Annotated in this window: 17 protein-coding genes; 10 read left to right on the top strand and 7 right to left on the bottom strand. The window is 63.7% G+C overall.

What is annotated here, in order from left to right:
* The first annotated feature begins 7 nt into the window (after nucleotides 1-7).
* The 6 genes from PQR53_RS13015 (at nucleotide 8) to PQR53_RS12990 (ending at nucleotide 9251) form a co-directional block, all read left to right on the top strand.
* Nucleotides 8-2632: a fused MFS/spermidine synthase gene (locus tag PQR53_RS13015; RefSeq protein ID WP_408454000.1), complete on the top strand. Its 2625-nt coding sequence runs from the start codon at nucleotides 8-10 to the stop codon at nucleotides 2630-2632.
* Nucleotides 2633-2691: 59 nt separating this feature from the next.
* Entirely contained in the window at nucleotides 2692-3810 is a 1119-nt protein-coding gene (locus PQR53_RS13010; RefSeq protein WP_408453997.1) for an FUSC family protein, read from the top strand.
* A gap of 184 nt (nucleotides 3811-3994) precedes the next feature.
* On the top strand, nucleotides 3995-4315 hold the full coding sequence (locus PQR53_RS13005) for a hypothetical protein (protein ID WP_408453994.1): 321 nt from the start codon (nucleotides 3995-3997) through the stop codon (nucleotides 4313-4315).
* The gene (gene mdtN / locus PQR53_RS13000; protein WP_408453991.1) at nucleotides 4312-5361 is read left to right on the top strand and encodes a multidrug transporter subunit MdtN; all 1050 of its coding nucleotides are present in this window, start codon (nucleotides 4312-4314) and stop codon (nucleotides 5359-5361) included. The genes PQR53_RS13005 and mdtN overlap by 4 nt, the downstream gene beginning before the upstream one ends.
* A complete protein-coding gene (locus tag PQR53_RS12995) occupies nucleotides 5342-7648 on the top strand; it encodes an FUSC family protein (RefSeq protein WP_408453988.1) in 2307 nt (768 codons plus the stop codon). The genes mdtN and PQR53_RS12995 overlap by 20 nt, the downstream gene beginning before the upstream one ends.
* A complete protein-coding gene (locus tag PQR53_RS12990) occupies nucleotides 7635-9251 on the top strand; it encodes a TolC family protein (RefSeq protein WP_408453985.1) in 1617 nt (538 codons plus the stop codon). Before PQR53_RS12995 ends, PQR53_RS12990 begins: the two co-directional genes overlap by 14 nt.
* Before the next feature lie 66 nt (nucleotides 9252-9317).
* Here the strand turns inward: PQR53_RS12990 and PQR53_RS12985 are convergent, their stop codons facing one another.
* Nucleotides 9318-9932: a TetR/AcrR family transcriptional regulator gene (locus PQR53_RS12985; RefSeq protein WP_408453982.1), complete on the bottom strand. Its 615-nt coding sequence runs from the start codon at nucleotides 9930-9932 to the stop codon at nucleotides 9318-9320.
* Between the two features lie 83 nt (nucleotides 9933-10015).
* Between PQR53_RS12985 and PQR53_RS12980 the strand changes: the two genes are divergently transcribed.
* Entirely contained in the window at nucleotides 10016-11140 is a 1125-nt protein-coding gene (locus PQR53_RS12980; protein ID WP_408453979.1) for an MBL fold metallo-hydrolase, read from the top strand.
* Nucleotides 11141-11195: 55 nt separating this feature from the next.
* Here the strand turns inward: PQR53_RS12980 and PQR53_RS12975 are convergent, their stop codons facing one another.
* Together PQR53_RS12975 and PQR53_RS12970 are read right to left on the bottom strand one after the other, a co-directional pair.
* Complete coding sequence (locus PQR53_RS12975; protein WP_408453977.1) at nucleotides 11196-12566, bottom strand: MFS transporter; 1371 nt, start codon at nucleotides 12564-12566, stop codon at nucleotides 11196-11198.
* A gap of 68 nt (nucleotides 12567-12634) precedes the next feature.
* Complete coding sequence (locus PQR53_RS12970) at nucleotides 12635-13885, bottom strand: metal-dependent hydrolase family protein (protein ID WP_408453974.1); 1251 nt, start codon at nucleotides 13883-13885, stop codon at nucleotides 12635-12637.
* 380 nt (nucleotides 13886-14265) lie between these two features.
* Between PQR53_RS12970 and PQR53_RS12965 the strand changes: the two genes are divergently transcribed.
* Nucleotides 14266-15222, top strand: a complete 957-nt coding sequence (locus PQR53_RS12965; RefSeq protein ID WP_408453971.1) for an NADP-dependent oxidoreductase — start codon at nucleotides 14266-14268, stop codon at nucleotides 15220-15222.
* Nucleotides 15223-15334: 112 nt separating this feature from the next.
* On the opposite strand, the gene PQR53_RS12960 is transcribed toward PQR53_RS12965, so the two are convergent.
* Both PQR53_RS12960 and PQR53_RS12955 read right to left on the bottom strand, forming a co-directional pair.
* Entirely contained in the window at nucleotides 15335-16300 is a 966-nt protein-coding gene (locus PQR53_RS12960) for an aliphatic sulfonate ABC transporter substrate-binding protein (RefSeq protein WP_408454311.1), read from the bottom strand.
* 237 nt (nucleotides 16301-16537) lie between these two features.
* Complete coding sequence (locus tag PQR53_RS12955) at nucleotides 16538-17299, bottom strand: DUF4410 domain-containing protein (protein WP_408453969.1); 762 nt, start codon at nucleotides 17297-17299, stop codon at nucleotides 16538-16540.
* A gap of 376 nt (nucleotides 17300-17675) precedes the next feature.
* On the opposite strand from PQR53_RS12955, the gene PQR53_RS12950 reads away from it, so the two are divergent.
* The gene (locus tag PQR53_RS12950; RefSeq protein WP_408453966.1) at nucleotides 17676-18608 is read left to right on the top strand and encodes a sterol desaturase family protein; all 933 of its coding nucleotides are present in this window, start codon (nucleotides 17676-17678) and stop codon (nucleotides 18606-18608) included.
* Between the two features lie 119 nt (nucleotides 18609-18727).
* Here PQR53_RS12950 and PQR53_RS12945 read toward each other — a convergent pair whose 3' ends face one another.
* Nucleotides 18728-19720, bottom strand: a complete 993-nt coding sequence (locus tag PQR53_RS12945; RefSeq protein WP_408453963.1) for a TRAP transporter substrate-binding protein — start codon at nucleotides 19718-19720, stop codon at nucleotides 18728-18730.
* 296 nt (nucleotides 19721-20016) lie between these two features.
* On the bottom strand, nucleotides 20017-20250 hold the full coding sequence (locus tag PQR53_RS12940) for a hypothetical protein (protein WP_408453960.1): 234 nt from the start codon (nucleotides 20248-20250) through the stop codon (nucleotides 20017-20019).
* Nucleotides 20251-20322: 72 nt separating this feature from the next.
* Here PQR53_RS12940 and PQR53_RS12935 point away from each other — a divergent pair, with 72 nt between their 5' ends.
* Nucleotides 20323-21270: a phosphodiester glycosidase family protein gene (locus PQR53_RS12935; RefSeq protein WP_408453957.1), complete on the top strand. Its 948-nt coding sequence runs from the start codon at nucleotides 20323-20325 to the stop codon at nucleotides 21268-21270.
* Nucleotides 21271-21316 lie beyond the last annotated feature (46 nt).

Raw genomic sequence — 21316 nt, 5'->3', positions numbered from 1 at the left:
GTGGCCGATGCTGCTTCTGTTCGCCTCGGGCGGTGCCTCGCTGATTTACCAGGTGCTATGGATCAAGCAGCTCGCGCTGGTAGTGGGTGTCGAAGTGCAAGCCGTCACCGCCGGCGTCAGTGCTTTTTTCGCGGGCCTCGCCATCGGCGGCTGGGTCTTCGGCAGACTCGCCGACCGCCTTGCACGGCCCTTGCGCCTGTATGCGCGGCTCGAAGCCGGCGTGCTGGTGCTGGCCGTCGCCAGCACGTGGATGCTGCCGCATGCCGCGGCGCCGTTTGCGTCGCTGCAAGATCGGATCGGACCGTTGGCCTGGGCATTGCCCTTCGTTCTGGTCGGCCTGCCTGCCGTGCTGATGGGCGGCACGCTGCCGGTGCTGATGCGCGCGCTGTGCCCCGCCGCGATCCATATGGGCCGCGCCGGCGCCCGGCTCTATGCGGCCAATACGGCCGGTGCGATTGCCGGCACATTGGCGGCGAGTTTTGTGCTGATTCCGTGGCTCGGCGTGCTCGGCAGCGCATGCGCCGCTGCGTTGCTGAATGCGGGCGCGGCGCTTGTCGCTGTTTTGATCGGACGTACGCAGCCGGCCCTTGTGCCGGTTGTTTCGTCATCTTCACCGGCCGTCGTTTCAGCGCAATCCGTGGCGGGCATCGCGCATGACAGACCTTCCCCCGTCGCTGCGGAGCGGAACGCGCACGGCGCAGCCGGCCCGCAGCCTGAGGCGCCGAACGTACGCGACGTGTCCTCCCTGGCTACGGTACGCAACGCGCACGACATGTTCTTTCAATCCGCATCCGCATCCGCCTCGCAGGCTCGCCTTGCACTCGTCCTCTACGCGATTGCCGGCGGCGTCGCGCTCGGCTACGAGGTGGTGTGGTCGCAGGTGATCGTGCAATTCATCAGCACGCGCAGTTTTGCTTTCGCCGTGGTGCTGGCCACCTATCTGCTGGGCCTCGCGCTCGGCAGCGCGCTGGCGGCGCGCTACGCCGATCGGACGCGCGATCCGTGGGGCGCATTCGCGACGCTGATCGTCGCGGCAGGATTCGTCGCGCTACTGGAGATCGCCGTGCTGGGCAGCTGGCTGCCGCACTGGCAAAGCCTCGCGCGAGAAGCCGCGCTCGGCGCCACCGGCAACCTGCTGAGCGCCATGTGCGCGGGCTTCGCGGTCGCGGCCATGTGCGTCGTCTTCGTGCCTACCTTGCTGTTGGGCGCGGCGTTCCCCTTCGCGTTACGGTTGAACGTCGAAAACCGGCACACAGGGCGCGATGTGGGTGCCGTCGTGGCGCTCAATACCGCCGGTGGGATCGCGGGGACGCTGCTGACCGGATTTGTGCTCGTGCCGACGCTCGGCCTCATTCACACCCTCGCGGCGCTTGCCGTCCTCGCGGGCGCCGTGAGTCTGATCGCCGTGTTGCGCGGCTCGAACGTGCGGCCGTTGGCGCGCTGGAGCGTGCCGGTTCTGACCGTGCTGACGCTCGTCACCGTGTTCGTCACGCCATCAGACCGGCTCGCGACGCTGCTCGCCGAATCGCGCGGCGGTCATCTCACGTTCTACGAAGAGAGTGCGGGCGGCACGGTGGCGGTCGTCGAACAAAACGCCGGCCCGCGACAATTCCGGCGGCTCTATATCCAGGGTGTCTCCAACTCCGGCGACACGATGGCCTCGCTGCGCTACATGCGCCTGCAAGCGCTGCTGCCTTTGCTGATCCACCGCGAGACGCCGCGCACGGCGCTGGTCATTGGCCTCGGCACCGGCATTACCGGCGGTGCGCTGCTGACCTGGCCGGGGCTGGAACATCGCGCGGTCGCCGAGCTGCTGCCGGCCGTCGTGCGCGCCGCCCCACAGTTCAAGGGCAACTACGGCATGAGCATCGATGCCCGCATGGACATCCGGATGCGCGACGGACGGCGCGAACTCTTGCGCAACGCCGAACGCTACGATCTGATCACGCTCGAACCGCCGCCGCCGTCGGCCGCGGGGGTCGTCAATCTGTACTCGTCGGATTTCTATCGGCTGGCGGCGTCGCGCTTGCAGCAAGGCGGCATCGTCGCGCAATGGCTGCCGTTGCCGACGCAAAATGAGCAGGACACGCGCTCGCTGATCCAGAGCTTCATCCAGGCGTTTCCGTATGCCGCGTTGTGGACCACGGAGTTGCACGAGATGATGCTGGTGGGTTCGATGCAGCCGCTCGAACTGGACGTGCCGCGGATCGAGGCGCGCTTCGCACAACCGCAGGTTGCCGCGGCGCTGCGCGAAGTCGGTATTGCGTCGCCGGCAGCGCTGCTGGCCACCTGGATCACCGACCGTGCCGGCCTCGAATATTACGCCGCCGACGCTCAACCGGTCACGGACGATCAGCCTCGCATCGAGTACGCCACATGGGTTCGCCGCGACGCATTTCCGACGACGCTGAACCACCTGCTCGCGCTTCATTCCGAGCCGCCGTTGCAAGGCGCGGACGACGCGTTTCGCGCCGCCATGGAAAATTCGCGCGGTGCATTGCAGAGCTTCTATGCAGCGGGGCTCGACGCCTATCAAGGCGATCGGGATGCGTGGGCGCAGGACATCGGCGATGCGCTTCACAAGGATCCGGACAATGCTTACTTCCGATGGCTTGTCGGCGACGGCAATTAGGGGCCTTGAACCGGTCTGCGCTCCCGATTATCTGCCTTGCGAAACAACGCGGAGAACCCATGAATGACGACCCGCAAAGCGCCGCGACCGAGGGCAGAAAATGTCTCCGGAGCATGCTGCGGCCCATAGCAGCAGCCAGCGATTGGCTCGACCAGGCCGACCCCGGCACGCACCGTCGGATCAAAGGACTGCGGCTCGTGACCGCGTACGGTATCGCGGCTGCACTCGGGACACTGCAGGACATTGCCCACAGCGTGCCAAGCAACGTATCGCTGGGTTATCTTGCCGGAAGCTTCGCACTCTGGGCGAGCGTGTCCGAGGGGAAAACGACACGCGCCGAGTCGAGCCGCGATCTCCTGCTACTCAGTCTGGCTGCCGCGTTAGGCGCGGTGCTGTTCGCGATCTGTTTCCAGCCATTGCAACTTGCGGGTCGGGGCGGCCCGGAACTGATACTCGTGACCGGCGCGTTTCTGGTCGGATATCTGAAACGGTTCGGCGTCCTCGGCGCCGGCATCGGATCGCAAATCTATATCGGCGAGTTGTTGGCTTACAGCGCCCACCTAACGACCGCTGATTTGCGGGCCATCGCAATTGCCGCGTTGATCGCCGCGTTGGCCTCGATCGTGCCACGCGTGCTGAGCGGCCCCGCGGAGCGGCCCGTTTCCCTGGCGGCACTCGCTGCCGGAGTAGCACCGGGTGCCGGGCGATGGTCGCCGGAATTCTTCATGGGGGTGCAGGCAGCGCTCGGCGCGTTGGTCATCGTCGTCCTGAACGGCTTGATTGGTCTCGAGGAATCCGCGTGGGCGATCACCGCGTGTACCTACGTCGTCGCGGGCTCGGCGACGGGCACGATACAGCGCGTGCGGCGCCGGATTCTCGGGACGTTGGTGGGCGTTCCGTTAGGTCTCGTCTGTCTGCCGGTTGCAGAACATGCACCGCTCCTGATCTGGATTGCAGCCGCGCTCGCGATGATCGTCTATGCGATGGCATTGCCGGAGCGCTACGACATCGCTTGCGGTGCATTCGCTTTTACGTTGATCGTGACGCTTGCGGCAAGCGGCGTGCATTCAATCCCCCTGCTTGCAGCACGCGCCTGGGAGACGCTTCTCGGCGGATGCCTCGGTCTGCTTGCCGCCATGTTCGTTTTCCCGCTCAGAACCTCCGGCCCCGGCAAGTAGCGTTCGACTCGAGTATGAACGTAACCACGCGTCGGCGAGCCGAGATCATTGACGATCGGATCAGATAGACGATGCTCCGCGGATAAAGTTTCGTGCTGCCAATGGAAAACGTCGAAACGAAACTGCTGCGCTGGTAAAGTGCCCGTGACTTTCCCGCTTCCATTCACTCCCTCGCCACGCTGCCATGCCGTTTAAGCCAAATCAAAGCAGCGCCCGCGCCTCGACCGTACTCCGTACGCGGCGCCTTCCGGCCATCGCTGTCCTGAGTCTGTCCTTGCAGGGATGCACGCTGCGCGGCGCGCCATCATATGAAATCTCCGGCGCCTATTTTCCGCTCTGGCTGGTGAGCGCGGTAGCCGGGTTCGTCGGCGCACTCATCGCGCATCGAATCTTCGTCTCCACCGGGTGGGCCCAGATCGTGCCGGCTCAACTGTCCGTCTGCGTCGCCATCGGCATGACGGTCGCGGTGCTCTTCTGGCTTGCGGGAACAGGACAGCTCTTATGAAAATCGCCGGCAAGCGCCAGGCTTCTGTCAAAGGCCGCGTGATCGCGGGCGTCATTGTTTTGCTTGGCATCGCGGCGGCGATTTACGGCTACGACCGCACCACCCGCTTTCCGTCAACGGATGACGCGACGATCGATGCCGACGTCGTGCACGTCGCGTCGCCGGTCGGCGGCCGGATCATCAGGCTGGCGGTGCAGGAAAACCAGCGGGTCGCCAAAGGCGAGGTGCTCTTCGAGATCGATCCCGTTCCGTTCCGTCTCGTGGTCGCGCAGACCCAGGCGGACCTCGAACTCGCCCGCGCAGCGCTCGAAACACGACGCCGGACGATCGTCGGTGAGCGTGCCAACGCGACCATCGCGGACGACCAGACCGGCAAGGCGGCCCACAACTACGAACTGGCATCGCGCACCGTGCAGCGGCTCACGCCGCTCGTGGCGAAGGGCTATGTCCCGGTCCAGCAGCTGGATCAGGCGCAGGTCGCCGAGCGCGATGCCGCGTTGTCGCTCAAGCAGGCACAGGCTCAGAAGCAGGCAAGCGCGAAGACGATCGGCGACGAGGCGGACGCCATCGCCGTCGTCCATGCGCGCGAGGCCGCACTCGCGCTCGCGCAGCACAGCCTCGACGACAGCGTCGTGCGCGCGCCGCAAAATGGTTTCGTCACGGGGCTCTCGGTGCTGGCGGGTGAGACGGTTGCGCCGCATCAGTCGATCTTCACGCTCGTGCACGCGGACGAATGGTTCGCCGTCGCCAACTTCCGCGAAGGGGCGCTCGCGCGGATCCAGCCAGGTGATTGCGCGACCGTCTATTCGATGATCGACCGGAACCAGGCGATTCGCGGCAAAGTGGTCGGCATCGGGGCGGGCGTTGCCGATTCGGACCGCATCAATCTGCCGCGCACCTTGCCGATCGTTCAGCAGTCCGTGAACTGGGTACGGGTTGCCCAGCGCTTCCCTGTGCGTGTGCGGCTCGACGAACCGGCCGCCCGGCTGGTGCGGATCGGTGCGAGCGCGATAGTCGAGGTCCGGCATGGCGCAGCCTGCCGGTGATCTTGCCCGACCGGGCCCCGCCGACATCCTGAAGCTGCTTGCGCCCTATCCCGGGCGCGCGGCGATGGCGGCTCGCATCGCGCTGATCTGCGCGCTGACGGCGTTCGTGACGAGCGCCTACGGCACGCCGGAAGCAGCCATCTCCGCCTATGTCGTGTTCTTCCTGAACCGGCCCGACCGGGTGCTGAGCGTGGTGCTGGGCTCGGCGCTGCTGGTGCTGGTCACGCTGGTCGTCGGGCTCGTCATGGTGGTGGCCATGTTCGCGCTCGACGAGCCGCTCTGGCGGGTGTCGTGCATAGCGGTGCTGTCGTTCGGTTTGTTGTTCGTGACATCGGCGAGCAAGCTGCGGCCGGTCGGCGCGATCATCGCGATGATCGTCGGCTTTGCACTCGACGAACTCGGCATGGCGCCGTTCGGCGAAGCGGCGACGCGCGCCCTGCTCTACGCGTGGTTGATGGTCGCGATTCCGATCGGCATCTCGATCGGCGTCAACCTATTGATGGCGCCGTCGCCGCGCAAGCTGGCCGGCCGCGAGCTGGCGAGGCGCCTGCGGCTCGCCGCGCGCAGCCTGGCCGAACCCGAGTCGTCGGGCGACGCGCTCAGCGCGTGCCTGCGCGAAGGGGATGCGCACATTGGCACGTGGCTGAATCTCTCGGCGCTCGACGGATCGTCGCGGCGTGCCGATATTGCTCCGCTGCGACAGGCCGTGTCGTCGACGCTGGCGATCCTGGTCGCGGCCGATCTTTCGGTGCACGAACCGTCGGGACGGCTGCCGGCGTCGTTCGTCGGAGCGCTTGGCGACACGCTTGAGAACATGGCACGCATGCTCGAGGCCGGTGGCTATCCGGTGGAGATCGAACTGACGCTGCCTGCTGTGACAGGGTTGAAGCCGCTCGCGCGCGTCGTCGTCGAGAAACTGCACAATGCGATCGTCCGCTTTGCTGTGGTCGAAAGCGCGGTGGCGGTGGAGGCGGAAGGCGTGATTCGAAACGAAGGCAGCGCCGAAGCCGACGTCGAAGCACGTGCCGAAGCCAACGCCGCAACCCGTGCTGAAGCCCACGTCGAAGCGAACGCCGGAGCCCGTGCTGAAGCCCACGTCGAAGCCGACGCCGAAGCACGTATTAAAGCCGATACCGCGCCGCCGGCCACCGCCAAGCACGGCGGGTTCTTCCTTCCCGATGCATTCACCAGTCCCGATCACGTCCGCTATGCACTGAAGACCACCGTGGCGGCGATGTTCTGCTATCTGCTCTATTCGCAGATCGACTGGCCCGGCATCCATACCTGCTTCATCACGGTCTACATGGTGTCGCTCGGCACCACCGCCGAGACCGTCGAGAAGATGACGCTGCGGATCGCCGGGTGCATGGTCGGCGCGCTCCTCGGTGTCGCGGCGATCATGTTCGTGGTGCCGGTGCTGTCGTCCGTCGTCGGGTTGATGGCGCTCGTGCTGGTAGGTGCGTGGCTGTCGGCGTGGGTCGCTTTCGGTTCGCCGCGGATTGCTTATGCCGGCTTCCAGATCGCGCTCGTGTTTTTCATGTGCGTGTTGCAGGGCGCGGCGCCTGACTACGATCTGACGATCGCGCGGGATCGCACGATCGGGATCCTGATCGGCAATGTGGTCGTTTATCTGGTTTTCACGCGCGTGTGGCCAGTGAGCGTCGCCGAGCGCGTCGACAGCGGGCTTGCCGCGCTACGGCAGCAATGGGCGCGGCTGGCTGCCGTGCCCGATGCCGTCACGCGGCGGGCGCAAGCCGCGAGCGCCATGGCGCAGTGCGGCGCGTTGGAACAGGACCTCGCGCTGATGCATTACGAGCCGTCGTGGGTTCGCCCTGACTCGCCGTGGATCGCCGAACGCCGCGGCGCGTTGGCGAGGCTCGACGCGCTCGAAGGGCCGATGTTTCTGCTCGCGGAACGACGCCCGGGGGATGCTGTGATCGATGGTTGGCTTGGGCGCGTCGTGGGTGGGTTGCCGCTAGGGCGCGCGCCTGTTGAAAACGCGACTGGGGGTGATGCAATCGCGGGGAATTCAGATTTGCCCGTTGCGCAGGACTCGCCATTGCCGGATGCGGCGGGGTCTCCTCTACCGGTCACGCAAGACTCACCTTTGCCGCTTAAGCGGGACCCGGCCTTGCCCGTCGGGCCAAACACGATTGGGCCAAACTCAGCCGCTGACGACAGCACACGCACCACTTTGATCAAGCTCGGCGATGCCCGTCTCACTCAACTTGAACACGCTGTGTCGAATGACGCGGCGAAGGAATTCACCCGTCATGCGCCGGCTTAAGCCTCCATTCGCAGTGGCGTTCCTGGTCACGGCGGGTTTGGCCGGATGCGCCACGTCATCCATCGACATGGCGCCCGACAACCCCGACCGTCCGTGGCAACCGCGGACGGACGCGACGGGCGCCATCGTGCCGGGGCCGGCTGGTTTGGCTGGTTCTACTGCTTCGACTGGTTCGGCTGGCTCCCCAAACCCGGCCAACACAACGTCTCCAGCCAACCCCACAGTCTCCGCACGCAGCTACCAACTGCCCGCGAATCCCGCGCTCGCCGCCGTGCCGCCTCCGCCGCCGCTAGAGCAGGAACACGCTTACAGTCTGGCCGAACTGATCGACCTGGCGGAGTCGGCGAACCCACTGACCCGCATCGCGTGGAACGACGCGCGCAATGTCGCGCTCGCCGCCGGCATCGCGAAGAGCGCCTATCTTCCGCAACTCTCACTCGCGGCGATGGGCCAGTACGCGGGTTTTCATAATTCGAATACCTCCGTGCTCGGCGATTCGTCGGCGAGCGCGACCGGACACGGCACCACCTCCGTGGTCGCGCTGCAATGGCTGCTGTTCGATTTCGGCGGACGCGCCGCCCGTGTCGAAGCCGCGTCGCAGGCTTCGGTGATGGCGAACATCGGCTTCACCGCGGTCCACCAGCAGGTGATCTTCGACACCAGTGTCGCGTTCTACGCGTATCAGGCCGCGCGTGCCCGCATCGCCACCACGCGCCAGGGCCTCGACAACGCCGACGCGATCCTGGCCGCGGCACAGTCGCGCTACAAGCATGGCGTCGGCACCGTTATCGAAGTCGCGCAGGCCAATCAGAATCGCGCGCAGGCCAGGCTCGCGCTCGTCCAGGCCCAAGGCGTCGAGAGCAACAGCTATCTCGCGCTGATCGCCGCGATGGGCATTTCTCCGCTGTCGAAGCCCAGAATCGCGGAGATACCGGCGCGCACGCTGCCGGCGCCGACGAGCGACTCGATCGACCGGATCGTGTCGAGCGCGATCGCGCGGCGCCCGGACGTGTTGAGCGCCTACGCGGCCGAACGGGTCAACCTGGCAAAAGTAAAGGCGGCCGAATCGGACTTCATGCCGAAAGTATTCGTCTCGGCGACCGGCGCGTACAACACGGGCAGCTCGTCGATTTCGGCGGTGCCGGCAGTCGGTCAGCAATTGCCGACAGTGAACCTGAGTGGCGGCCATTACGGCGGCAGCGTGATCGTCGGCGTGACGATTCCGCTGTATGACGGCGGCTTGAGATCGGCGGTGCTCGCGCAGGCGCGCAACGACGCCGATAGCGCGTCGACCCGACTTACCCGAAGCCGTGAAGAAGCGGTCCGGCAAATCGTTACCGCGCAAAATACGCTGCAGACGAGCCTTGCCGCGCAAGTGGCCGCCAGGGAGTTACTGGCTGCGGCGCAGACCACGTATGACGCCGCGTTCGATGCGTATCGGCACGGCGTCGGCTCAGTCACCGACGCGCTACTTGCGCAGAACCAGTTGCTCGCGGCAAAGAATGCGGACGCGGACAGTTACAGCAGTGCGCTATCCGCAGCGGCGGCATTGGCGCTGGCGACCGGGTCGGTTGATTCGATACCGATGCGGGACAACTGGTGAGCAAGCGGTTGTGGGTATCGTCGTGCGACGACCTGCAGCTACGTTTGCGTACCCACTACCAGCACTTCACGCATAGCGCGCCAGAAACATATCGGCAGCGGACTCGGCGACCTGCCTTTGTTCATCCACGCTGAGAGGTGGCTGGCCCATCGTCACCTGCGGCCAGAAAGCGAACGCTTTCACGAGGCCTTGCAACTGCTGCGAGGCGAACATCGGGTCCGGCGTCTTGAGACGGCCATCGGCAGCGGCTGCGCGAATCCATACCGTCAGGTCTTCCTCCCGCTCACCCATGCGGGTCACCATATCGCGCGCGCGCTCCGGTGAATGAATGCCAGCCGCGATCGCCACGCGCGCGAGGGACAGGAACGCCTCGTCATTCAACAGGCCCAGCTTTTTCAACAGAAGCTGAAGCAATTGCGCACGCAATGGATGCGCGGCGGAATAAACCGGCGCCGCGCCCGTGTCGCTCGACTCCCACAACTGCCGCAGGATCGCGGCAAACAGCGCTTCCTTGCTTGGAAAATGGTTGTAGACCGTACGCTTCGAGACGCTCGCGCGCGCCGCGATGCGGTCCATGCTGGTCGCGTCGAAGCCCGCCGCGAGAAATTCTTCAATGGCCGCGGCGATCACGGCGGCGCGCTTGCGGTCGGTCAGGCGCAGAGGAGTATCACGGGTGTCCATCGTTAAATTTTACACCGGGTAGTTTACTTTTCTCAAAAATAAACTACACTCAACAGTCTACTTTCTGCATCGAGGCGGTTTGCATGACATCGTTTACCGGTTCTATTCGCCGCGCCTTGGGCCTGACGGCCGCGCGACGCGGGCGTGAATTGTTCGAGGCGTCGGCCCAGCACGACGGCGAACGCTTTCGCAACGTCAAGCCGCGTCCTGTCGAAGGGATCGGCAAGACCTTGAGCATCGTGTGGAATGTGTTGTTCAACAAGCCGGACGACACGACGCCGGCGGGCGCCCTGCCCGTCGATGCGCTGTCGCGTGAACAGCTCGATGCCGCGCCTGACCGGAGCCTCTATCGTCTCGGGCATTCCACCATGCTGCTCAAGCTGCGTGGCCAGTTCTGGCTGACCGACCCGGTCTTCGCGGAACGCGCATCGCCGTTCCGGCGGTTTGGTCCGAAGCGCTTCCATGCGCCGCCCATTGCGCTCGAAGACTTGCCCCCGCTGCGCGCCGTGATTCTCTCGCACGACCACTATGACCATCTGGACCGTGAAACCGTGCTGGCGCTCGCCGCCAGGACGGGCGTGTTTCTGACGCCGCTGGGCGTCGGCGACCGTCTGATCGAGTGGGGTATCGACGCGGCGAAGGTACGCCAGTTCGACTGGTGGCAAAGCGTGGAGATCGACGGTCTCGCGTTCACCGCAACCCCGGCGCAGCATTTCTCCGGCCGCAGTCTGTTCGACGGCAACAGTACTTTGTGGGCTTCGTGGGTCATCGTCGACGACGCGCTGCGCGTGTTCTTCAGTGGCGACACCGGCTACTTCGACGGCTTCAAAACCATCGGCGAGCGGCTGGGTCCATTCGACGTGACGCTGCTCGAAACGGGCGCCTACGATGCGCAATGGCCGTACGTCCACATGCAGCCCGAGGAAACCGTCCAGGCGCATGTCGACCTGCGCGGCCGCTGGATGGTGCCGGTTCACAACGGCACGTTCGATCTGGCGATGCATCGCTGGCAAGAACCGTATGAGCGCGTAATCGGGCTGACGGCCGTGCGCGGCATTGCGCTGGCGACACCCCGCATGGGCGAGCGGCTTGACCTGAGCGCGCCGCATCGCGGTGAGAAATGGTGGCGTGAGGTTCAAGAGCCTGCGCAGGCGCCTGTGACGTCGCGACGCTGGTTCGCATGCCGCGCCAGCCGGCAGGCGAATTGAGCAGACCCATACCGGCTGAAAGCGTAAGCCGCCGGTTGGGCCCGCGTTGCTTTTTCTAACGCTCGACCTGCGCGGCCGCAATGTCCTCGAGCGATCTGCCGCGCGTCGGCACGCCCATCAGCAGCACGGCCAGTGCGCCGATCAGCAGCACCAGCGTGGTCGCACCGAACACGCCGGCAAAACCCAGCAGCGGATAGACGTACCCGACCAGGATAGGCGCGGCAATCGCGCCCAGCCGGCCAATCGACGACGCGAGCCCCGTGCCCGTCGCGCGCACGTCGGTGGGGAAAACTTCCGGCGTGTAAGCATAAACGCCGGCATAGGTGCCGTTCATGAAGAAAGACAGCAGGATGCCCGACACCATGATGCCGGTATCCGTACCCGTCAACGCAAGCCCTAGCGCCGATATGCCCCCCAGGATCATGTATGACGCGATGGTCGCCTGGCGGCCGATCTTCTCGTTGAGCCACGCGCCGGAAAAGTATCCCGGGATCTGGGCGATATAAATCACCAGCGAATACGAAAAGCTCCGCGTGATCGTCATGCCGTTCTGAACCAGCAGGCCGGGAATCCACGTGAAAAAAGCGTAGTAGCTGAACGTGATGGATAGCCACATCAGCCACGTCATGGCCGTGATGCGCGCGAGCTTCGGCGTCCACAACGCCTTCACGTTCGCGAGGATGGAGGCCCGTCCGGCGGCGAGCGGAACGTATCCGTCGCGTACCGGAGGCAGCGGCTCCAACTGCACGCCCGCTTTGATCACCTCCGCTTCCATGCGCGACACGATCGCGTCGGCTTCCGCGTGCCGGTCGCGCGCCTCGAGCCAGCGCGGCGATTCGGGCAACGCACGGCGCCACCAGAGCAGCATCACAATGGGCAGCGCAGTGATGACCATGACCGCGCGCCATGCATTGGGGGCGAGCGGGATCACCAGATAGCCGAGCAGTGCCGCCGCCACGAAGCCAAAAGAGAAAAAACCCGCGAGGCTGCCCGTGAAACTGCCGCGATACCGTCGCGCGACGAACTCCGAGAGAAACGGCGCGACGATGGCGCTTTCCGCGCCCGTCCCTAACCCGGCGACGATGCGCGTCCCAAGAAAAAATCCCCAGTCATTCGCTAGCGCGCTGGCCAGAGACGCTATGCAGTAAATCACCAGCGCATACATCATGACCTTGCGCCGCCCGATGACATCGCCGAGCATGCCCGCGAGCATCGCGCCGACGAAATAGCCAATGAACGTGCCGCTTCCCAGCACGCCCGTCTGCACACTCGTCAAACCCCATTGCGCGCGCAGTACCGGCAGCAGGAACGCGAGCACGGCGGCGTCCATTGCGTCGAAGGTGTAGCCGAGGCCGCCCATCAACAGCAAACGGCGGTGAAAACCTGAAAACGGCAGACGCTCGATGCGGGCGGCAATCATCGACATGGACAGACTCCGATAGGGACTGCGGGGCGTTCCGATGCAGGGTCATGCGGGTGACGCGGGTCGTGCGATCAAGCGCTTTCGAGCTCGTTGACGAAGAGCCGGCCATCTTTCATCACGAGCGGAATATGCTCGCCCTGCCCCAACAGGCAATCGACGGACTTCAGCGGATTGCCATCGACCACCAGCAGATCGGCATGCGCGCCCGGCATGATTCTGCCGAGCTTGTCCTGCATGCCGAGGACTTCCGCGCCCACGATGGTCGCGCTCGCGATCACCTCGGCCGGCGACAGGACTTCGGCGAGCAGCCGGAATTCATCGCTTTGCAGACGCTGGGCCTCGCCGAGCAAGTCCGTGCCGAAGCCCATCTTGACCCCGGCGCGCTTCATGATTTCAATCGAGTGCATGCCGGCGCCGTGCACGTCCGCGATCTTGGCAATGCTGGCCGGCGGCAGCCCATATTTCTCGCCTTCGCTTGCGAGGGCGTCGTACGTGACGAGGGTCGGTACGACATACGCGCCGTGCTCCGCGACGAGGCGGGCGGTCTCCTCGTCAATCAGATTGCCGTGTTCGATGGTGCGCACGCCGCAGCGCACCGCGCGCGCGATGGCCGCGGGCGTATAGGCATGCGCCAGCACATAGGTGCCTCGCCCCTCCGCTTCAGCGACAATGGCGCGGATCTCATCCTCGGAGTAACCGAACGCGCCGACGGGATCGGTGGGTGAAGCCACCCCGCCCGAGGCCATGATCTTGATCTGGTCGGCGCCCATCTGCAGTTCCTCGCGCACGGCCCGGCGCACTTCATCGACGCCGTCCGCCACGCGGCCGAGCGCGCCCACGCGCACACAGCATCCGCAGGGTGAATCGGGCGGCATGTAGTCGGAGCGGGCGCGGCTATCGGCATGACCGCCCGTCTGGCTCAACGCGCGGCCGGAGACGAACAGGCGTGGACCTTCAATCAGCCCTGACTCGAGCGCCTGCTTGAATGGATAGCCGGCGCCACCTGCATCACGCACGGTGGTGAAGCCGCGGCGCAGCATGGCGCGCATGATCGGCACGGCACGCAGCGTGACCAGCACATTGGGTAGCGTCGCGACGCGCGGCAGGTTGAACTCGATCGCGACGACGTGCACGTGCAGATCGATCAGCCCCGGCATGATCGTTTTGCCTTTGACGTCGATCACGCGCGCGCTGCTGCTTGTTATCGGCTTATCGGAAACTTCGCGCACGAAGCCGTCCTCGATGAGGATTTCAAAGCCTTCCAGCAGATCAGGACGGGTGGGATCGAGCAGCGCGCCGTTACGTAGGAGGAAGCTGGTCAACGGTTATCTCCTTCAGGTTGCGATCGCAGCGCCCGGCATCCGGGCCTCGCTTCGAATATGCGAGGCTGGAGCGAGGAAACGCTGCCAGGATGTTCATCGGTCGAATATGTTGTGTCAAGTATGGGCGCTGACGTGCAGGTGGCGCAAGACGGGACGTGCGGGACTGAAGCCGCCACCGAAGACGCATGCAGCTTGATCGAACGGTCATTGGCCACTCGTCACGCAAGAATCCGGGCGACCTATACTACCTGCGCGACCTGTGGCAACACAGCCGCGCCCGTTTCTGAATCGGCCGCTCGTCGAACTGAAAGGATGGGCGGGCAACCCGCGACCGATAACCTTCCGAAGATTTCAAACCCTTTCCCTAGGAACCGTAAATCATGGACCCGGTAACATCGACACTTCCCGCATCGTGTAAGGCCGTCCAGATCGATAAGTTCGGCGGTATCGATTCAATGCATTATCGTGACGTCCCGCTCGCGCATCCGGCGGCAGGCCAGGTGTTGGTGCGTGTTGCCGCAGCCGGAGTCGGGCCATGGGATGCGTGGATCCGCTCGGGCAACAGCGTCTTACCCCAACCACTCCCGCTGACCTTGGGCTCGGACCTTGCGGGAACCGTGGTACTCACAGGTGAAGGGGTAAGCGGCCTTGCCTCGGGAGACGACGTATTCGGCGTGACCAACCCGAGATTCACGGATGCGTATGCTGAATACGCGATCGCGGACGCGGGTATGGTCGCGCGTAAACCTGCCGCGCTGAGCTTCGAGGAAGCGGCGTCCGTGCCTGTGATAGCGGTCACGGCGTGGCAAATGCTCTTCGAGCAGGCCCATGTGACGAAAGGCGATCGGGTTCTCGTATTGGGCGGCGCCGGTAACGTCGGCGCGTTTGCCGTTCAGCTCGCCCACCGCGCCGGCGCGTTTGTTTTAGCGAGTGCATCGCACCGGGATGCGGATTTCGTCACGTTGCTGGGCGCCGATGAAGTCATTGACACACGCGAACAACCATTCGACGCATACCGGCATTCGTTCGATGTCGTGGTCGACCTGGTCGGCGGGGAAACGCTCGAGCGTTCCTTTGAGACCGTCAGGCGCGGAGGCAAAGTGGTGTCGGCGGTGGCTGAACCGAACGCCGAACGCGCAGCGGCGGCTGGGATAAGCGCGAATTTCATGCTGGTCGGCGTCACGACTTCAACGCTCGTCGAGCTCTCGGCGCTGCTTGAGACGGGAGCGCTCCGAACACGTGTTGGAGAGATTCTGCCGTTGTCGCAAGCACAGGCCGCCCACGAAATGCTGGAGGGTCGCAAGCACGCGCCGGGGAAGATCGTGCTCGTACCGTGACGTCGACGCCGGGGAATGCTCCCGATGGCATTCGCCCGCGCAACGGGTGCTGCACCAATTGTTTGGCTACGGCAATCGTCAAGAACCCATTGCTCGCGGCGCTGGCCGAACACTAGCCACCGGAAGCCGTGGTCGAAGAAGGGGCCGCCACTTCGGCCCGCTTCGTGGTGAAGTTCCAGCGCAGCGCCGTGGCCGTATCCACTGGCGCCGGCAGAAGACCGGCACGATAGAAGGTGTCGGCGATCTTTTGCTGTTCGCCGAAGTTCTGCGCATCCACGGCGCGCACCGCATAGCTGCGGCGTCCATTCGCACGCTCGATCGTCGCTGCGTCCAAACCCCAGATGGGCGCCAGCAACTTGGCCGCATCATCGGGATGCGAGCGCACCCACTCGCCCGCCGACGTCAGCTGTGCGAACACGGTGCCAATCACGTCAGGGTGAGCGGCGGCGAAGCTGCTGGATGCAAGGTAATACCGTTGATAGGAAGCGAGGCCCTCGCCATTGGCGAGGATGCGCACTTCGGGTGATTTGTCGACGGACGCGACGTACGGGTCCCAGGTGATCCAGGCATCCACGCTGCCGCGCTCGAATGCAGCGCGGCCGTCGGCGGGCGTCAGATAGCTGATGCGCACGTCAGCGGGTGCCAGGCCCGCTTTGGCAAGCGCCGCGAGCAGCAGATAGTGGCTGCCTGCGGCCTTGGTTACCGCGATGCGCTGGCCTTTCAGGTCGGCAAGCGTATGCAGAGGCCCGTCACGCTTCACGATGATTGCCTGGGCGCCGGGCGACGGCGCTTCCTGCGCGACATACACGAAACGTGCATGGGCCGCCTGAGCGAACACCGGGACCGTGTCGGCGACATCGGCGCTAAAGTCGACCGCGTCGGCATTGAGCGCTTCGGTCAGGGGCAAGCCGCTCGCAAACTCGTTCCAGGTAATGCTCACGCCCAGTGGCGCCAGCGCCTGCTCGAGCGAGCCGCGCGCTTTCAGGATCGTGATGAGCGTTGAAGATTTCTGATAGCCAATCCGCAGCTTCAGCGGCGTCGAAGAATGGGTGGCGGTTTGCGCATAGGCGCTACTCATCACGAGCAGCGACGTCAGTGCCGCACGCGCAAGCAAACGAAAGAGGGAAAGTGTCACGGCTCGGGATTCCGGTCTGGTAAAGACGATCAAACCGCGATCGTAGCAATGCCGGACCGCACGGATAAGCGAGCGTTTTAACTATGCTTAGAAGCTAAACGGATAATGGGGAAAGGAGCGGGGAAGTAATGCAGCGACAGCCCCGTATCCCCGCGACTATCGGCAGCGCGGGCGCATCCATCAGTCCATCCGTTCCGCCGACATCCAGCCGTTCGCGACGTTTGCCGCTGCAATCTGCTTCGCGATCAAATCGCCCAGCTTTTTCGCATCACCGGCCACGCTATCGCGTTTCACCTCGGACACGCCATGCAGCGACACACCGGTCGCCGCAGCCGTTGCAACATGGCCGGCCGCCGCGCCGACACCGGCTGTTTCCGCGACGCCCGGCATGTGGCCACTATCGGCGTTAGCGGCGAAGCTTTGCAGCGGCACCGGTGCGCCTTCTGCGGGCTTGTACAGAATCTGGACCGACGCACCCACTTCGCTCTTGCCGGCGCCAAGACCGATCAACATGCGACGGCGGCGCTTGCCTTCGTCAATCGTCTGGAAGTTGCCCTCGACGATCAGCGCGTTCTGATTCGCCGGTGCGGGACCATCCACGCGCACTGCGCGCAGTCCCATCGATTGCAGTTTGTGCACGATTTCGTCGGCGACCTGTTCACGTGTCTCCATCGCCGTCTGATACTGCTTCTGCGCAGACGATTCACCGCTCATCGCCGTCTTCAGTTCCTGTGCCATGCCGCTGTCCATTTTCACCTGGTCGGGCGTCGCATCGAACGAATACACATAGATGACGTCGGCGCGCACGTGCAGCGCAGCGTCGGCCACAGTGGTGGGGGTGGCGCCCATGGCGCAGCCGCTCATCAGCAGCGATCCCGCCAGGAGTGCCGTGCCTGCCAGGCGCTTTGCGTGGCGAACGAGGGAGTTGAATGAGGTTTGCATGTCGATCCTGTCATTGGCACAGGCGTGCCGTAAATTGTCGAGGGAGCGTCACCGACAATCGTTCGATCCACAGGATCACAAACTATCGGAGATCACGTCTGCATGAGTGCGCACTGTCTGTGAGAGAGGTGCGCCGCAACACGCAGACGCAAGTATGGGAGGAAGCGGGTGGGCACGCTATCCGCGAATTATGTCGCTCCATGTCGCCGGTCTGCCAACGCGATTGCAAGTCCGGCAGCCGCAATTCCGCGACATCGGGCGACATAGTTTGCGCATGGCTTTTAACCGGTCAGCCCACTACATTAGCTTCACCCGACGCGAGAGCGGCCTTGTCCCGCAGACCAGGCGTCCCATCTCAACCCGACACCCGCCCATCATGTTGACCACTGAAAAAATCGCGCTTTTTACTACGTTGTTCGTCGTGGGCGTCTCGCTGATCGAGGCGTGCGTGCTCACCCGCAAACAGCGCGACAGCGCCACGCCCTTTGATTGGTATGAAGTAGGGATTTCGCTAGCCGATGTGGCCGGCCGCAAGCTGCTCGCCCTGCTGCCGCTTTCGCTCGCGGCGCCCGTGTTCGCGCTCGCCTGGGATCACCGGATCTTTACCGTCACGCTCAACAGCGCGTTGATGGTGTTCCTGCTCTTTATCGGCCAGGAGTTCTGCTACTACTGGTACCACCGCGCGTCGCACCGCATCCGCTTTTTCTGGGCGACCCATGCGGTTCACCACTCGCCGAACCAGCTGACGCTTTCGTCTGCTTACCGGCTTGGCCTGACGGGCAAACTGACCGGTTCAGCACTATTTTTCACGCCCCTCGTGTGGCTTGGCGTGCGTCCGGAAATCGTGCTGGCGACGCTGAGCTTCAATCTGCTTTATCAGTTCTGGCTGCATAACACGTGGACGCCGAAACTCGGCTGGCTCGAATACGTATTCAATACGCCCTCTGCGCATCGCGTGCACCACGCGTCGAACGTCGATTATCTCGATGCGAACTATGGTGGCGTGCTCGTCATATTCGACCGCCTGTTCGGCACGTATGTCGAAGAACGCGCTGACGAGCCATGCCGCTACGGTCTCACGACACCGACGCGCTCGCGCAATCCGCTCGTCGTCGAATTCGAGCACTGGGTCAGCCTCGCGCGCGATATTGCATCGGCGGGTAGCGTGTGGACTGCGATCAGCTACGTGATCCTGCCGCCGGGCTGGCGCGCGGACGGTGCCGGCGAAACCACCGAGGCGCTGCGTCAGCAGAATCTGGCCACACGTCGCGCGGTTCCATTCAGTACGCAGCCGCATCTGAAGCAGTGAGCGGGCAACTCGACGCCGAGGGGCAAACCTCGGCGTCGTCGGAAGACGCGGCGGTAAAGGTATAGGTAAAAGCCGCGGATCTTCTTGCAGAGCGCTTCACCACCGCGTGACTGCCGGACTTATTTGACTGCCTGGATTTCGTCGGCGAGCTGCTTCATTTGCGGGGTCTTCTCGTACTTCGCCCAGACCGGCTGCATCGCCTTCACGAAAGCAGGACGATCGATCTGCGACGCGGCGACGATGCTCGCGCCGCCCTTGGTGACCGTCTTCGCCGCGTCGTTTTCGCGCGCGGTCCACAGCTTCTGGTAGTAAGGCACCGAATCAGCCGCCGCCTTCTTGATGATGTCCTGCTCTTGCGGCGTCAGTGTGTCCCACACCTTCTTGGAGAACACCAGCACTTCCGGCGTCATCGAATGCTGAGTTTCGGAGTAGACGTTCGCGACCTCGAAGTGCTTGCCCTCTTCATACGTCGGCAGGTTGTTTTCCGCGGCGTCGACCAGACCCGTCTTCAGGCCCGTGTACACCTCGGCGGTCGGCATCGGCGTCGGCGTGCCGCCCATTGCCCTGATTTCATCGACCATCAGATCCGAAGGTTGTACGCGCACCTTGAGGCCCTTCATATCAGCGGGCGAATGAATGGCCCGTTTGGCGTACATCGAGCGCGCGCCGCTCTCATAGAACGTCAGCGCGATCATGCCCTTCGCCTTGAAGGCGTCGAGAATCTTCTGGCCTTCCGGGCCGTACATCACTTTGCGGAAGTGGTCGATGTCGCGAAACAGGAACGGCAGCGACGGAATCATCGACTCGGGAACGATCTCGTTGAACGCTGCACCGTTGGCGCGAGTCATGTCCAGTGCGCCAATGCGAACCTGGTCGATCGTGTCGTTTTCGGAACCCAGCGCGCTGTTGCCGAAGACCTTCACGGAATCCTTGCCACCGGTTGCCTTGCTGATCTCTTCACCCATGTATTTCACGGCCATATTGGTCGGATAGGTGTCGCCGTGCACATCCGCCACGCGAAAGACTCGCGCCTGTGCGGAGCCGGCGCTGAATGCCAGCAAAGAGGCCGCAATAATCGCCGGGACAGGGGAAAAGTTGAATTTATTTTTCATCGTGATATTTCTTTAAAAATAGATCATCCGACGGATTGCGAATGCCGAGACTTGAGCCCGCAAATTAGTTGTACGACAACGTACAAATTCTATAAAACACGGCAGGAGATGTACATACCGTGTTTACCCGTGACGCAAACCCGAGCGAGAGGGAGGGGTCCGCCGGTACCGACGGTTATTTGACATACAATGGCGCGGATTGATGACGAACTCGCTTCCAATTGCTGTACTTTCTGGAGAAGAAGGCGAGACCAAACGGCGTCGCGGGGGACCGTGACGTTGTACGACGAGAGAAGTCAAGGAGCCAGAAAATAGGCAAACATCTCATCGAATTGATTGACGGAGCATAAATAAAACAAACCGCCCTGTTGCATGGCAGACAACGTCACGGTGACTAATGGGCTAACAGCGTCATTCAATGCAAAGCTCGAAAGACCGAACCGAATTTCTTTCGACATTTGTTTTTTATTGACGCACACATTGCGCATCATCGAAAGCGGAACGAAAAGAAAAAATAACATGGCGGTCATGTCGCGTCTCTAAGGTCAGCGGCACGGTGAATGGTGACAATCTTGTCGCCGCCGTCAATGGAGATTAAACAGATGACGCGTGCCCTTTACCCCACCTCGGCAACTCTGAAGGCGCTCGCCGCCGCGGCGGTCATCGGCCTCGCTTCGGCGAGCGTGCAAGCCGAGGTGCCCGATCCAACTACCCAGATTACGCAAAGCGGCTACTCGCCCGTGTATGTCGGTGTCGATGCCGAAACGGCGACGGTACCCTCGAACCCTGCGACTACCGGCGGCAAACCGACCGTGAGCCGTGCTTACGTGATGCGCATCGATCTGCGCGCGCCGGGCGTGAGCGTCGAGACAACCGGGCAAAGCGGTCCGCTGATGACGACCTCGGAGACGATTTCGCAATTCGCCGCGCGCACCAACACGCGGCTCGCGATCAACGCCAATTTCTTCGCGCCGTGCTGCGCGACGACGCCCGAGCCGAAGACGCTGATCGGCTTGCTGGTGTCGCACGGCCAGGTTGTCAGCCCGCTGACCACTGACCCGACGCAAAGCGAAGCCGTGCTCGCGATCACACGGCAGGGCCGCGCCTATATCGCCGAAGCGCCGCAAATCTCGCCGCAGGATCTGAAGCTGATCGATACGGCGGTCTCGGGTTCGGCCATTCTGCTAAAAAATGGCCAGGACCTCAGCGCGCAAAGCCCGAACGAAGGCGATCCGCTCGATCCGAATCCGCGCACGCTGGTCGGCCTGTCGCAACAGGGGCGCTTCCTCTATTTCGTCGTGATCGATGGGCGCGTTGCGGGATATTCGACGGGCACGACCAACGGACAATCGGCGCAACTGATGAAGGCAATCGGCGCGGATGATGCGATCAATCTCGACGGCGGCGGTTCGACCGAACTCGTGCGCGCCGATCAACTCGGGGTGCCTTTCATCGTCAACACACCGAGCGGCGGTGCGGAGAGACTCGACGCGTCGGCGATCGGCGTGCATGCGTTGAAGCTGCCGGATTTGCCGGGGTTGCCGTTTTAAGGACGCTGAACGCCTGATGATGCGATAAGTCCTTCAAAAGGACCGG

The organism is Paraburkholderia fungorum (genome assembly GCF_046027605.1).
In the GTDB taxonomy this organism is placed as follows: Bacteria; Pseudomonadota; Gammaproteobacteria; order Burkholderiales; family Burkholderiaceae; genus Paraburkholderia; species Paraburkholderia fungorum_F.
The sequence above is the reverse complement of the archived record's forward strand: the minus strand, read 5'-3'. Positions and strand labels throughout refer to the sequence as shown.